Source organism: Aquitalea pelogenes (genome assembly GCF_001515305.1).
GTDB classification, from domain to species: Bacteria; Pseudomonadota; Gammaproteobacteria; order Burkholderiales; family Chromobacteriaceae; genus Aquitalea; species Aquitalea pelogenes.
The window spans coordinates 1-14,370 of record NZ_LNQV01000070.1; the positions used below are offsets into that span (position 1 = coordinate 1).

Annotated in this window: 14 protein-coding genes and 1 pseudogene; 2 read left to right on the plus strand and 13 right to left on the minus strand. The window is 58.5% G+C overall.

The window, feature by feature from the left end:
* Both AWT75_RS19095 and gluQRS read right to left on the minus strand, forming a co-directional pair.
* Nucleotides 1-848: amino acid permease (locus AWT75_RS19095; protein WP_153013388.1), on the minus strand; the 848-nt coding region annotated here is incomplete at its 3' end.
* A 339-nt stretch (nt 849-1,187) separates the two neighbouring features.
* Entirely contained in the window at nt 1,188-2,081 is an 894-nt protein-coding gene (gene gluQRS, locus AWT75_RS19100; protein WP_062791218.1) for a tRNA glutamyl-Q(34) synthetase GluQRS, read from the minus strand.
* A gap of 179 nt (nt 2,082-2,260) precedes the next feature.
* On the opposite strand from gluQRS, the gene fdxA reads away from it, so the two are divergent.
* Nucleotides 2,261-2,587: a ferredoxin FdxA gene (gene fdxA / locus AWT75_RS19105; RefSeq protein WP_062791220.1), complete on the plus strand. Its 327-nt coding sequence runs from the start codon at nt 2,261-2,263 to the stop codon at nt 2,585-2,587.
* A 2-nt stretch (nt 2,588-2,589) separates the two neighbouring features.
* Here fdxA and cheD read toward each other — a convergent pair whose 3' ends face one another.
* From cheD to AWT75_RS19160, 11 genes are all read right to left on the minus strand, one after another.
* The gene (cheD, locus tag AWT75_RS19110; protein ID WP_045848480.1) at nt 2,590-3,195 is read right to left on the minus strand and encodes a chemoreceptor glutamine deamidase CheD; all 606 of its coding nucleotides are present in this window, start codon (nt 3,193-3,195) and stop codon (nt 2,590-2,592) included.
* Nucleotides 3,192-3,839 carry a CheB methylesterase domain-containing protein gene (locus tag AWT75_RS23225; RefSeq protein WP_420835434.1) on the minus strand — a complete coding sequence of 216 codons (648 nt, stop codon included), beginning with the start codon at nt 3,837-3,839 and terminating at the stop codon, nt 3,192-3,194. Before AWT75_RS23225 ends, cheD begins: the two co-directional genes overlap by 4 nt.
* Entirely contained in the window at nt 3,761-4,270 is a 510-nt protein-coding gene (locus AWT75_RS23230) for a response regulator (protein ID WP_239689667.1), read from the minus strand. The genes AWT75_RS23225 and AWT75_RS23230 overlap by 79 nt, the downstream gene beginning before the upstream one ends.
* Nucleotides 4,271-4,272: 2 nt before the next feature.
* A complete protein-coding gene (locus tag AWT75_RS19125; protein ID WP_045848482.1) occupies nt 4,273-5,115 on the minus strand; it encodes a CheR family methyltransferase in 843 nt (280 codons plus the stop codon).
* A gap of 18 nt (nt 5,116-5,133) precedes the next feature.
* Nucleotides 5,134-7,911 carry a methyl-accepting chemotaxis protein gene (locus AWT75_RS23730; RefSeq protein WP_082696210.1) on the minus strand — a complete coding sequence of 926 codons (2,778 nt, stop codon included), beginning with the start codon at nt 7,909-7,911 and terminating at the stop codon, nt 5,134-5,136.
* Between the two features lie 30 nt (nt 7,912-7,941).
* Complete coding sequence (locus tag AWT75_RS19135; protein ID WP_062791224.1) at nt 7,942-8,436, minus strand: chemotaxis protein CheW; 495 nt, start codon at nt 8,434-8,436, stop codon at nt 7,942-7,944.
* A gap of 16 nt (nt 8,437-8,452) precedes the next feature.
* Nucleotides 8,453-10,729 carry a chemotaxis protein CheW gene (locus AWT75_RS19140; RefSeq protein ID WP_062791226.1) on the minus strand — a complete coding sequence of 759 codons (2,277 nt, stop codon included), beginning with the start codon at nt 10,727-10,729 and terminating at the stop codon, nt 8,453-8,455.
* 78 nt (nt 10,730-10,807) lie between these two features.
* Nucleotides 10,808-11,173 (minus strand): response regulator, encoded by a 366-nt coding sequence (locus AWT75_RS19145; RefSeq protein WP_062791228.1) that lies wholly within the window; start codon nt 11,171-11,173, stop codon nt 10,808-10,810.
* Nucleotides 11,174-11,201: 28 nt separating this feature from the next.
* A complete protein-coding gene (locus AWT75_RS19150; RefSeq protein WP_161937781.1) occupies nt 11,202-12,191 on the minus strand; it encodes a methyl-accepting chemotaxis protein in 990 nt (329 codons plus the stop codon).
* A gap of 375 nt (nt 12,192-12,566) precedes the next feature.
* On the minus strand, nt 12,567-12,872 hold the full coding sequence (locus AWT75_RS19155; protein ID WP_045848486.1) for an STAS domain-containing protein: 306 nt from the start codon (nt 12,870-12,872) through the stop codon (nt 12,567-12,569).
* A 21-nt stretch (nt 12,873-12,893) separates the two neighbouring features.
* Nucleotides 12,894-14,054 carry a sensor histidine kinase gene (locus AWT75_RS19160; protein WP_062791232.1) on the minus strand — a complete coding sequence of 387 codons (1,161 nt, stop codon included), beginning with the start codon at nt 14,052-14,054 and terminating at the stop codon, nt 12,894-12,896.
* A 202-nt stretch (nt 14,055-14,256) separates the two neighbouring features.
* Between AWT75_RS19160 and AWT75_RS23245 the strand changes: the two are divergent.
* Nucleotides 14,257-14,370: pseudogene (locus AWT75_RS23245) on the plus strand (chemotaxis protein CheV); the annotation flags it as partial.

Consider the following 14,370-nt stretch of genomic DNA (forward strand, 5'->3'; position numbering starts at 1 on the left):
CACGCCCCCAGCCCCACCACCCAGTAGGCCCAGTCGCCCCACATCAGGCGGGCGGCATCGGCAAACGGGGCTTGAGAATTGGCCAGCATGGCCGGTGACATCACCCCCATCAGCGACACCGTGGACAGGATGTACAGCACGGTGGCCAGCAAGGTGCCGATGACAGTGGCACGCGGAATGGTCTTGCTGGGGTTGACCACATCACCGGCAGGAACCGAGGCGGACTCCAGTCCCAGAAACGCCCACAGGGTGAGCGCCATGGTGGCGGAAACCGAACTCAACAAGGGCTTGCCGTGCGGGTTGAACACCAGGTTTTCCGGGTGCATGTAGAAGAAGCCGATAAAGGTGACGGCTGCCAGTGGCACCAGTTTGAGTACGGTAGTCACCACCGCCACCAGGCCGGAACTGCGCGCACCGCGGCTGTTGATCCAGGTAACGGTCCAGATCAAGCCGATGGAAAAGGCAGCTGCCAGCAGGTTGTCATGCCCCAGTTGCGGGAAAAACACCTGCATATAGCTGGTGGCGGCCACCGCCAGGGCGGCGTTGCCAGCCCACAGGGCTATCCAGTAACCCCAGGCAATCCAGAAACCGGCAAAGTCGCCAAAGCCGGCATGGATATAAGCGTAGGGGCCACCCTCTTTGGGAATCATGGCGGAAAGCCGGGCAAACACCAGCGCCAGACAAATGGCACCGGCCGAGGTAATTGCCCAGCCGATCAGGGACATCCCCCCGTAGGGGGCTAGCGAAGCGGGAAGCAGGAATACACCGGAACCGATCATATTGCCCACTACCAGGGCGGTACACATCCACACGCCAAGGGCCGCTTTTTTTACTTTGGTCTCGCTCATGGTCTTGTCTCCATCGAGGCCGAAAATCGAAGCTGTTAAAGAACGTGTTCTGTATGAGCTTCACAATATTAGTATTTAATTATTTTGTAAATATGTTATTTACGCATATGTAATTCCATGTCGCGGTTTTGAACATGCACACGCCATTGTTGGTCGCAGTGCGGCAGCCGACCCCATCAGCAAGGTCATCTCTATGGTTTAGGTGCTTTGCCGGCAAATCACCATGTCTTGAATCAGATAAAAGACTGATAAACAGCAACGCGCGTTAGCAGGTTGGCAAGCGCAGAAAAGACAATGTCCGGCACAGGCCGGGCATGGGGCAGGAAAAAAAGCGGGAATTCAGAGCGGACAGGGACCGGCAGGCACGCTGGCCAAACTCCAGTTGGCCAGCGCCCATTGCCACAGCTCAGCGGCAGTCTGACATTCTGGCGGCGGCAACTGACCCAGGCGGCACAGTGCCAGACGCAGTTCCTGCGCGACCTGGGCCGGATTGATGGCAGGTGCCAGGGTTTGCTTGGAGAGCTTTTCCCCGGCGGCATTCACCAGCAAGGGCAGATGACAGTAGTCCGGCGCAGGCAGGCCCAGGCAGCGCTGCACATGGATTTGTCGCGGGGTGGACACCAGCAGGTCGGCACCGCGGACGATATCGGTCATGCCCTGTTCGGCATCATCCACCACCACGGCCAGTTGATAGGCCCAGAAGCCATCTGCCCGCAGCAGCACGAAGTCGCCGATGTCCGCAGCCAGGTTTTGCTGGTACAGGCCTTGCAGCCGGTCGACAAAGCTGACTGGCGCATCATCCACCCGCAAGCGCCAGGCATGGTGTTCACGCTGCTTGCGGCAGCCGTCACGACACCAGCCCGGATAGACATGGCCATCCACGCCACGGCTGGCGACGCTGGTGATTTCCTTGCGCGAGCAGCTGCAGGGATAAACATGGCCGCTGTCCACCAGTTGCTGCAAAGCCGCCTGATACAGGTGGTGGCGCTGGCTCTGGTACACCACTTCGCCGTCCCATTCAAAACCGAAAGCTTCCAGCGTGCGCAGGATATGGTCGGCAGCGCCGGGCATTTCACGCGGCGGGTCCAGGTCTTCCATGCGGACCCACCACTCGCCGCCACGGCTGCGCGCTTCCAGATAGCTGCCAACGGCTGTCATCAGGGAGCCGGCATGTAACAAGCCGGTGGGACTGGGGGCAAAGCGACCTCGATAGGGATAGGGAATGTCTGGCATGGCAACAGTTCTGGCAATCAACATCACATTGGGGGAGCAGCACGGTGATTTTTGGTGAATAATATCCGAGTGAAATACTCAGATATTACCCTTGTCCGTTCTGTCCCTGCCCGGCTTGCTTGCCGCCACCGCAAAGCGTGTGACAGCAGTTGGCCCGGCCAATTCAGGAGGAAAGCAAAGTGGCCTACGTTGTAACCGATGCCTGCGTCAAATGCAAATACACGGATTGCGTGGATGTCTGCCCGGTGGATTGCTTTCATGAAGGCCCCAATTTTCTCGCCATTGATCCGGACGAGTGCATTGACTGCACGCTGTGCGTGGCCGAATGCCCGGTGTCTGCCATTTATGCCGAAGATGATGTGCCAGCCGGGCAGCAGGTGTATATCCAGCTGAATGCCGAGCTGTCAAAACGCTGGCCCAGCATCACCGCCAGCAAAGCACCACTGCCCGACCACGCCGACTGGGCGGAAGTGACAGACAAGCTGCCACACCTGCAACGGGACTGAGGCTAGATGAAGAGGTCGATATCGCCACCGGGCTGACTGGTGCTCTGCCGGTCCAGCCGCTGGCGGTAGGCGGCTTCCTTGGAAGCCAGGGTGCGGCTGTTCTTGAGCTTGCGCACCATCACCTTGCCATCACCGGGAAAGAAAAACACCTTGCGGGCAAAGCTGCCCAGCAAATCCTCGGCCAGCAGGGGAATGCCTTCGCTCTTGAGATAGGCACGGATGAATTCACTGTTCTGCTCGCCGACATTCACCACCGACATGCCATCCAGCACATTGCCGGCACCAAACACCTTGGCTTCCAGCCGCTGGCGCTGGGCACCCAGTTTCTGCATGTCGGTAATCAGCAATTCCATGGCATTGACCCCGAAGCGGGCCGGTACGCTGGTCTGGCTATGCCAGTCGCTGCCTTGCGGCAACAGGAAATGATTCATGCCATGCACGCCGGCCGTGCGGTCCATCAGGCAAACGGCTACACAGGAACCGAGCAAGGTGGTCAGCATCAAGGGCTGGCGGGTGGCAAAATATTCGCCCGGCAGAATCTTGATGGCATCAATCTGAAACTGCCGATCGAAATAGCGCCGTGTAGAGGGCTGCTCGGAATGGCTCATGCTCCCGCCCTCTCATGGGGAAGACGCAGCACATCCAGCACTTTGTCACCCAGTTGCGCCAGCGGGTGGACATGCATCACCCCGCCCTGTGCCACTGCCTCGCGCGGCATGCCATACACCACACAGCTGGCCTCATCCTGCGCAAAGGTAATGGCGCCACCCTGGCGCAGCTGCAACATGCCGTGCGCGCCATCCTTGCCCATGCCGGTGAGGATGACAGCGACGGTCTGCGGGGCGGCCAGATTGGCGACCGACTCGAACAGCACATCCACGGCCGGGCGATGACGGTTGACCGGCGGGCTTTGGTCCAGGCAGATGACAAAGCCCTGCGTTCCCTTGCCAAGCCGCATGTGCGAATGGCCGGGTGCAATATAGGCGGTACCACGCAGCAGCGGTTCACCGTCTTCCGCCTCTTTCACATGCATGGCGCACAGCTTGTCCAGACGGCGGGCAAAGGACAAGGTGAAGCCTTCGGGCATGTGCTGCACGATCATCACCGGCGGACAATTGGCAGGCAGCTTGTCGAGAAACTCCTTGATGGCATCGGTGCCCCCTGTGGAGGCCCCTACCGCAATGATGGCATTCTGCCGCAGCAGCGCAGGCGACAGCCGGCTGGCCGGCGGTGCTGCCGGAGTGGCAAACAGGCCGGGCGACGCAAACGGGCAGCCGCCACCATGCGGATCTTGTCGCGGATATCATCGGCATAATCCTGCATGGTATTGCTGACATCCACCGTGGGTTTGGGCAGGAAGTCCACCGCGCCCAGCTCCAGCGCACTGAGGGTGGTTTCCGAACCGCTCTGGGTCAGGGACGAAATCATCAACACCGGCGTCGGACGCAAACGCATCAAACGGCGCAGGAACTCCAGCCCGTCCATGCGCGGCATTTCCACATCCAGCGTGATCATGTCCGGGTTGGTTTCACGGATGCGCTCGCGCGCGACGATGGGGTCGGACGCGGTGGCCACCACCTCCATGTCCGGCGCTTCATTGATGATGCTGGTGAGCAGGCTGCGGATGAGGGCCGAATCATCTACCACGACCACTCTGATCTTGCGCTGGGCGGTGGCTGTCATGTTCATTCCCTTGCGTCCTGCCCAAGCAAGCGATAAGCCGTCCGGCCACAGGACTGGAAGGCATCGGTCAGATGCATGATGTTTTCCGAATGTCCCAGAAACAGCAAACCGTCAGGCTGCAAGCAGCGCGCAAAGCGTTGCAGGATGGCAGCCTGGGTTGGCTTGTCAAAATAAATCAGCACATTGCGGCAAAAAATCACGTCAAAGCGCCCCATGTCCGGCCACGGCTCTGCAACCAGGTTGAACTGATAAAACGACAGGTGCTCGCGTAGCTCCTTGCGAATGCGTACCTTGCCGGCATTGCGGCCCACGCCGCGCAAAAAATAACGCTTGAGCAGAGCGGGATCCAGCGTACGGGTACGCTCGGCATCATACACACCATCTGCCGCATGACTGAGCACCCGGGTGTCGATATCCGACGCCACCACCTCAAGCCGCTGCCGGTTGAGCTGCGGCAGCGACAGCAAGGTCATCGCGATGGAGTAGGCCTCCTCGCCGGTGGAAACTGCCGAACTCCATACGCGGTACAAACGGTCCTGGCCAGCGCGCTCCATCGCATGCAGGCGCAACAGGTCGAAATGATGCGGTTCACGGAAAAAGGCGGTCAGATTGGTGGTGAGCGCATTGACGAAATGCTGCCACTCCTCGGTCTCCGCACTGCCATCCAGCAAGTCCAGATAATCGCTGAACTGGCGGAAACCCAGCTGGCGCACACGCTTTGCCAGCCGGGAATACGCCATATGGCTTTTGCTGTCATTCAGCGAAATTCCCACGCGCTGATAGAGCATTTGCCGCAGCCGGCGGAAATCCGCTGCCGTGAACTTGATATCGCGTTCAGCGCTCATCAGGCCTTGTCGCACCCATCAGAATTCTTCCCACTCATCATCATGCGCAGACGGGCCGGGCAAGGTCTTGATGCGCTCGGCATGTACGGGGGCACGTGCCGCTACCGGCTTGACCTGCTGTCCCGCTTGCTGTGTCAGTCGCGCCGGGCTAACCGATGCTCGCCCCTGCCCGCTTCTGGGGGCTGCCAGTCGCGGCGCACTGCTGCCATCCAGCCTGAAGATGGAAACGGCATCCATCAGGTGCCGGGCCTGATCCTCCAGCGATTCCGCTGCGGCAGCGGCCTGTTCCACCAGTGCAGCGTTCTTCTGGGTGTTTTCGTCCATCTGCGTGACCGCCAGATTGACCTGTTCGATACCGGAGCTTTGTTCGACAGAAGCAGCCGAGATATCACTCATGATGTCGGCCACACGACGGATGGCACTGACAATTTCGTCCATGGTGCGGCCTGCTTCATCCACCAGCCGGCTGCCGGACTCCACCTTGTCCACCGAATCGCCAATCAGCAGCTTGATTTCCTTGGCCGCTGCCGCCGAACGCTGGGCCAGGCTGCGCACTTCACTGGCCACCACGGCAAAACCACGGCCTTGCTCGCCAGCGCGGGCGGCTTCCACCGCCGCATTGAGCGCCAGGATATTGGTCTGGAAGGCAATGCCGTCAATCACGCTGATGATGTCGACAATCTTCTTGGCGCTGTCGTTGATCTCGTTCATGGTGGACACCACATTGCCCACCACCTGACCACCGCGTGCGGCAATGTCGGAGGCACCGGTCGCCAGGGTATTGGCCTTCTTGGCGTTTTCCGCATTCTGCCGGACGGTACTGGTGATTTCCTCCATGCTGGAGGCGGTTTCCTCCAGGCTGGCTGCCTGCTGTTCGGTACGGCCGGACAGATTGCTGTTACCCGCCGAGATTTCCTGGGCTGCGGTATTGATGGCCTCGGTGGATTCCTGGATATTGCCCACGATGCTGCGCAGTCGCTCTACCGTGGTATTGGTATCGCTCTTGAGCTGACCCAGCATGCCGTCGTAATCATTATGGATGGTGCGGGTCAGGTCGCCCTGCGCCAGGCCGCCCAGCACGGTTGCAATATCATCCAGCGCGCGGCTGGTGACATCCAGCAGTTGGTTGACGCCTTCCGACAGCATGCGGAAGAAGCCGGTCTTGTCCTCCAGTACCAGTCGGGAACCATAGTCGCCTCGTGCCGCGGCATGGACGATGGCTTCCACTTCTTTCTCGATCATCACCTCGCCGGTACGATCCTTCCACTCCACCACACTGCCCAGGCGTTCACCATCGGCACCGAACACCGGGTTGGCGGTCAGCGAGAAATGACGCCCGCCCACTGCGATGTCCGCCTTGTAGGTAGCGCGAAGATTGGCCAGCAGGTCGCGCTGGTGGGCCGGATTGCGGTGGAACATGTCCATGCTGCCACCCAGCACATGACGCGCGCTGAAGTTGGGCAAAGCCTTGCGCAGGTCGGCTTCGGCATTGGTCAGCATGTCCATCACGCTGTGATTGAGATAGATGATGTTGCGGTCGTTGTCGGCAATCATCACATTGGTGGTGACATTATCCAGTGCACTGCGGATACGGGCGTTTTCGGCGGCAACCGCACGTTCGGCCTCGATGCGCTGCTGTTCGGCAGCCTGGTGGGCCAGTTCGGCAGTACGGTCAATCCACTCCACACCGTAGCCCAGTCGCTTGCCACCAGCACCATTGATGGGGGTGAGAATCAGGTTGAAGGTGCGGCCACCGATATGGATGGTGCCATTGTGCGAACCGCGCAACTGCTGCATCAGGCCGCGCTGGTGACCGGGATTGCGGTGGAACTGGTCGATATTGCTGCCCAGCAGGTTACGGGCAGAGAACTGCGGCAGGTCATGACGGATATCGCTTTCCGCCAGGGCAAACATATTGACCACCGACTGATTGGCATACACCACATTGAATTCGGCATCGGCAATCATCATATTGGTGGCGGCGTGATCCAGCGCATTGCGCACCCGGATATTTTCCACTGCCTTGTCGGCTGCCTGACGGATATAGGCAAACAGGCTGTTGCTGTCCCCTGCCGCCACTTTCAGTTCGGTGGTGACTTCGCCGGCTGCCAGCTCTTGCATCAGCTGTACTGCATCAGCCGGTTCTCCGCCAATCTGGCGCAGCAAGGAGCGGCTGATCAGCCAACCGGCAATGATGCCGATCAGCACGGCAGCTGCCAGCAGGATATTGAGCAATGTCCCGGCACTATTGGCGCGGGCCAGCGTCCCTTCGGCAACTTGCTTGGACAGGCCTTCCTCGAACTCGACATAGTTGCCAATAGACTTGAGGTACTCAACCTGGGTGGGACGCAGGGTTTGCAGCAGGTAATTCCTGGCTTCTTCCTCCTGCCCGGCCTTCAGTTGCTGCAAGAATTGTTGCAACTGCTGGCGGTAGCCGGCTTCCTGGGTCTTGACCTTGTCAAACAATGCCTGGCCTGCCGCAGGTACGCCGCCGGATAACTTGCCCATCTCGGTGGTGATGCGGCCCAGTGCGTCTTCAACCTGCTTGCGTTGGTCCAGCAGCACGTTAGGGTCGCGCGCCAGCAGCAGCGTGCGCGTGGCGCGAGCGGTGAGATTGACATCATCAATCACCTTGTTGGCCTCGGCCGCGCGCGGCACATGGACATTGGCAATTTCGTCAATATCATCACGCAGACTGTGAATCTGGCTGATGGCCACCGCCATGGCGGCAATGATGACGGCAACCAGCAGGCCAAAACCCAGTAGCAAGCGGTGCGTTACTTTCAGATTATTCATGTTTCACCTCTCCCTTACAGCCTGTCGGCTTCAGCCTTGGTCCGTCACATCAACCAGCGCCATTTCATCGCTGCTCATCAGGCGCTCGATATCCACAATGATCACCATGCGCTCCCCCTTGGTACCCAGTCCTTCGATATATCTGGTTTCCACCACCGAGCCGAATTCGGGCGGCTCACGCAGCTCGTCGGCCTCCAGCTGGATGACATCCGACACGCCATCCACCACCACACCCACCGTGCGCTGGAAAATGTTGAGGATGATCACCACGGTAAATGCGTCGTAAACCGGCTCGCCCAGGCCAAACTTGATGCGCATGTCCACGATGGGAACAATGCTGCCCCGCAGATTGACCACGCCCTTGATGAAGGGGGGCGCATTGGCAATGCGGGTGACCGGGTCGTAACCACGGATTTCCTGCACTTTGAGAATATCAATGCCGTATTCTTCCTGCCCCAGGGTAAACACCAGCAGCTCGCGCACTGCCTTGCTTTGTCCGTGGCGGTATTCCAGCTGTTCGCTCATGGAAACTTGCCTTTTTCTATGCCGGATCGCTCGCCATGGGCCGTGCGGCTTGCCGCTGCCTGTGGCGTGCGATGATGGAAATATCAAGAATCAGGGCTACCCTGCCATCTCCCATGATGGTGGCACCGGCAACACCTTCTACCTTGCGGTAATTGCTTTCCAGGTTCTTCACTACGAATTGCTGCTGGCCGATCAGCTCATCCACTTGCAAGGCCAGTTGCTGGCCGCCGGCTTCCACAATCACCAGAATGGCACGGGTCGGATCGGTGGTGACATGGCTGCTGTCGCCTGGGAAGAAGGCCGCCAGTGAGACGATGGGCAGATACTGTCCGCGCACATTCACCACCTGCCCCTTGCCGGCAACCGTTTTGAGATCTGCGGCCTGCGGCTGCAGGGACTCCAGCACAAAGCTGAGTGGAATGACATAAATATCGTCACCACTGCGTACCGACATGCCGTCCATGATGGCCAGCGTCAGTGGCAGGCGAATACTGATGGTGGTGCCAAAATCCGCCAGGGAGTCGATGTCGATACGCCCGCCCATGCTCTGGATATTGCGCTTCACCACATCCATGCCGACACCACGACCGGACACATCGGTCACTTCGGCAGCAGTGGAAAAGCCGGCTTCGAAGATCAAGCCCCATACTTCGCTGTCGCTCAGTGCATCGCTGACCGCCATGCCGCGCTCACGTGCCTTGGACAGGATGCGCGCCCGGTTCAGCCCGGCTCCGTCGTCCGTCACTTCGATGACAATGCTGCCACCTTGATGAAATGCCCGCAGGGTCAGGCGGCCAGTGGCCGACTTGCCCTTGGCCACTCGCACTTCGGGCGACTCGACCCCATGGTCCAGGCTGTTGCGCACCAAGTGGGTCAAGGGATCGGCCAGCTTTTCGATGAAGCCTTTGTCCAGTTCGGTATTCTCCCCAACCATTTTCAGCTCGATCTGCTTGCCCAGCTTGCTGGCCAGGTCACGCACCACACGGGGAAAACGGTTGAAGACAAAAGATATAGGCGTCATGCGGATGGACATGACGGCTTCCTGCAGCTCGCGGGCATTACGCTGTAAAGCCAGGATCCCGCCCAGCAGACGTTCATGCTGGACCGGGTCCAGATTCTCTCCGGACTGGCTGAGCATGGATTGGGTGATGACCAGCTCACCTACCAGGTTCAACAACAGGTCCACCTTGTCGGTATTCACCCGGATGGAGTTTTCCGCCGCGGGCTGCACACGCTCGGCACGGGGCGCAGCCACAGGAGCCACCGGTTGCGGTGGTACAGCCTGGGCAGGAGATGCCGCAGGCATGGGCGCAAACAGGCCGAAGCCCTCTTCTTCGTGCACCATGACAGGCGCAGGTTCTGCGGCAGCAAGCGGAACAAACAAGCCGAAGCCATCGTCCTCAAGTGCGACGGACGGCGTCGCGTTGGCATCTGGCAAGGGTTCGAACAGGCCAAAGCCATCGTCCACATCGCCATGGACAGCACCATCAGGAAGAGAAGGCGCGAACAGGCCAAAACCATCCTCTTCAAAGGCGACATCACCGCCCGGGGCTGCAGCTGGCTCGCCTACGCTGGCGGAGAGGAACAGGCCGAAATCCCCTTCGTCTTGCTGACCATGGTCCACCGTGATGCGGAAATGGTCTGGCGCGATGGAAAAGGCCAGCGACTCGGACACTTCATCGGCGTGAAGGGCACTGGTCAAGACCAGCACCCAGGGCTGAGCCGGGTCATCAGACCCTGGCTGGACAAGACTCATCTCTCCCAGCAAGGCCATGGATTGCAACAAGGCGTCGTAGTCCGTATCCGGCAGATGATCCAGCTCGATGTACATCGTGCTGCTTGCTGGCGGATGACTGGCAGGCACGGTGGGAACAATCGCTGCGGCAGGCGCGGACACTGCCGCGTCCTTATTCACCAGCGCGGTCAGTTGCTGCTCGACTGCCCGCACGGAAGAAGGGTCTACAGGCGGTGCACCACGATGCGCAGCCAGCATGGCCGCCAGCACGTCCTTGGCTTGCAGGCACACATCCACCATGGCGGTGCTCAGTTGCATGGTGCCCTTGCGCACCTTGTCCAGCAGGTTTTCCAGGACATGGGTGAGTGCGGCCAGATCGCCAAAACCAAAGGTGGCAGCGCCCCCCTTGATGGAGTGCGCGGCACGAAAGATGGCATTGAGGTCCTCGCTGTCCGGTGCAGCTACATCCACCGCCAGCAATACCCCCTCCATGGTAGCGAGGTGTTCGTCGGTCTCATCAAAAAACACCTGATGAAACTGCGACATATCAATAGACACGATGCATCCCCCTGCTGGGCCATGCAAAAATGCAAGCCACCCTGATTGCCATGGCCGACACCGGCCGGCAGCGCTGTATTAACCGACGAGGCGCTTCACGACATCCAGCAATTTCTGCGGATCAAACGGTTTCACCAGCCAGCCGGTGGCACCCGCAGCACGGCCAAGTGATTTCATCTGGTCGCTGGACTCGGTGGTCAGCATCAGGATGGGCGTACTGCCGTAAGCCGGCAGCTTGCGCAGTGCCCGTATCAGATTGAGCCCATCCATGCCCGGCATGTTCTGGTCGGTCAGGATCAGGTCAAAGGTATCTGCCTGCGCCCGCGCCAGGCCGCCATTGCCATCCGTCGCCTCTACCACTTCGTAGCCCGCACTCTTCAGGGTAAAGGTCACCATCTGGCGAATGGATGCCGAGTCGTCAACTGTCAGTACTTTTTTTGGCATGTTGTTCCCACTTTTCTTTTGTTCACGCTCAAAACAGATCTATGCTGCCGCTTTCCATACGGCCTTGTGCCACCGGGTTGCTGGACAAGGCCTGACGCAGTTCCGTCAGCCTTGCCGCCACCGTCAATGCCCACTCTTCTTGTTCTTGTGCCGGACGGCTGTTCAATTCCATCATTTCTTCAATGCCATACAGGCGTTTGCCGACATGGGCAATCAACTGGGACACCATGTCCTGGAACTGCAGGGAACGCACTGCATCCCCCACATGGTCGGACAGCAAGCCCACACCATGCCGCAAACGGCCAACAGATTCCGCCATCAGGGCATCCATGTCGTTGATGCGGGAAGAAGTCTCATCCAGCCGTTGCTTGGCCTGCAAGGTAAACATCATGTCCTGTGAGGCCAGCTGATTGATCAGCCCTTCGGCATGCGTCACCGAGCCATTGACCCGGTTGATCAGGTCGCGGATCTGCTCGCTGAAAGAGCTGGTCCGTCCGGACAAATGGCGTACTTCGTCTGCCACAACGGCGAAACCCCGTCCCAACTCCCCGGCACGCGCCGCCTCAATCGATGCATTGAGCGCCAGCATATTGGTCTGGTTGGTGATGGAGTGGATTTCATCCAGCAGCCGGATGACATCCTGCATCTCCTTGCCCATGGACTCCATCTGCTCGACCAGCAACATCGCCAGACGGCTGTTGTCCACCGTCTTTTCCACGAAGCCGGACATGGCTGCGGCGATTTCGGTGACAAAACCGGTGAAGGAAAGCGCATGCGCATCCATGCCCAGGTCGCCCTTGGCCAATGACTCTGCCAGTTCCAGCTGGGCTGCAGCTTCACGCGACAAACCCGAAAAACTGTTAGCCAGGGTGACGACAGCGTCCTCAATCAGCGCCTGCACCCGCGCAACCTCACCTTTGGACTGGGAAATCTGCTCATGGATGAAATCCACGCAGTCAGGTACAGGGGCTGCCTGCAATGGCTGACTGGATGCAGCTGGATTTTCCTGATCAGACACCCCGTCCTCCTTTGGCAACCACCAACACACCAACGCTGCCACTTGCACCAAACCCAACAAAACGGACAGGAAGCCATCCAGCCGCCCCCCTATGCCCGCAGCAAGCGCAAGCACGATGGCAAAGATACTGAATCCACTACCTGCCAACCGTCGCTGCCGATCCGAAAGCACCATGTCTCCCCCGGCTTTCAACAAATTGCCAATGTACTAACTTCTTCATCAGCCAATCTGTTGATTAAATCAAGGGGCGAATCGTGTAAAACAGGTAAATACGTATATATCCGGATAGGCTTGAATTATTTTAATTTCTGCTTATCAAAGAATTTATCAAGCCTGACCTCAAGCGGTGATGCACCCCGGAGTGCAAGTCAATGCTTACTTGATTGTAAACATCTTGTTAAAGCAGGCAATTTCCAGCACTTGCAGCACCGTGTCGCGACAGTTCACCAGTGACATGGATTTTTTCTGACTGGTTGCCCTCTCCTTCAGCAACAGCAACATGCCCAGCGCCGAACTGTCCAGAAACGGCACCTGGTCAAAATCAACCTGAATTTCCTGGATGGCCGGGTTTTCCAGCAATTCCTGACTGGCCAGGCGAAAATCCTTGTGCAGATTGAAATCAAACTGGCCTACCAGCATCAGCGTACCGATCTGGCCATCAACTTTTACCACTGGTTTCATATGCATTTTCCCCTGATCAACTTAGTCATGCGCTATTTCCCCACCAAGACAGGGAAGACTCAATTCAAAAAAAGCACCGCCTTGCTGGCGATCCCCACCCGTCACGCTACCGGATAGTTCATCGGCCACCTTCTTGACAATCGACAAGCCCAGGCCGGTTCCACCAGGACGGGTGGTGAAGAAGGGTTCAAACAGCCTGGCAGGATCCGCCCCGCCCAAACCGATGCCGTCATCCTCAACCCGAAAATGTACCTGATTACCCTGCAAGCCCACCAGCAAGCCTATCCGCCCGCCTTCCGGAGAGAAATGCATGGCGTTCTCCAGCAGGTTCACCAGGGCACCTTGCAAGGCCTTGCGATCTGCCATTACCGTTATGGCAGACGGTAGCTGTTTGTGGCAATCCCAAATCATGCCACGCTCATGACATTGTGGAATCAACACTGCCGCCACATCTTCCACCAGCACGTCCACATCCAGCACTTCCAGTGCACTGGTTTGCCCACGGACAAAGCCCAGCATGTTCTGGATCAAACCCTCCAGTGCCTTCATCCGCGCCAGGCTCTTGTCAACAAAGCGCGCCCGGTCTTCCGGGCGCAGCCCTTCTTGCTTGAGATTGGCAGTGTAGAGCATGGCCGTGGCCAAAGGAGTGCGCAGTTGGTGGGCCAGTGAAGCTGCCATGCCACCCATTGCTGCCAGCTTTTGCTGGTGGGCCAGCTCCACGGTCAAATGATGCAGGCGGCTGACATCATGCAATAGCACGATGCGTCCGCCAGAAGCTGGCAAGTCCTGATACTGCAAGGCCAGACGCCGTTCTCCTCCTTGATAGGGAAGAATATACGTTCCGTCCAGTTCGGCATGCTCCCACCGGCCAAGCACCGTGGCCCAACCCTGGCCGACATGCTCACCATCCAGCAAGGACTGTGCGGCCGGATTCTGCGCAACCACCACACCATCTGGCGACAGCTCAACCACGCCGGCCGGCAGGGCTTCAAGCAACATGCCCAGGCGCTCGGCCAACTCGGCATTTTCGTCACGCTGCTTTCGCAATTGATTGTTAGCCTCATCCAGCTGGGCATTGAGTACATTTACCTGTACTTCCAGCTGACGATAAGCATCAATCAATTGACTGGAGACCGTATTGAACTGCTCGAAAGCCGCCTCCAGCATCTCCTGGTCTTTCAAATTTGATGCTGTCTTGGCCATGTTTCGCGTCGTATTTGTAAAAAGGACTTAAACAGTATGATAATGACTAAGTCTGAGCCAAGCCAACTTAAAGTCTGATCTTAACCAAGACAGTTTTCAAAGAAAGCTGGGAAAATGCATAACTGGCGTATACAACGGGAGTAATACGCCATAACAACGAACCGAGGCTGCGGAGGTTTCTGTGTCAGAGCTTCTTAAAAAAATCGATGCCAGAACAAAACTGGCAGGGACCAACAAGCTGGAAATCCTGCTGTTCTCCCTGGGTCACGACCAGCGTACCGGGAGGAAGGAAGTC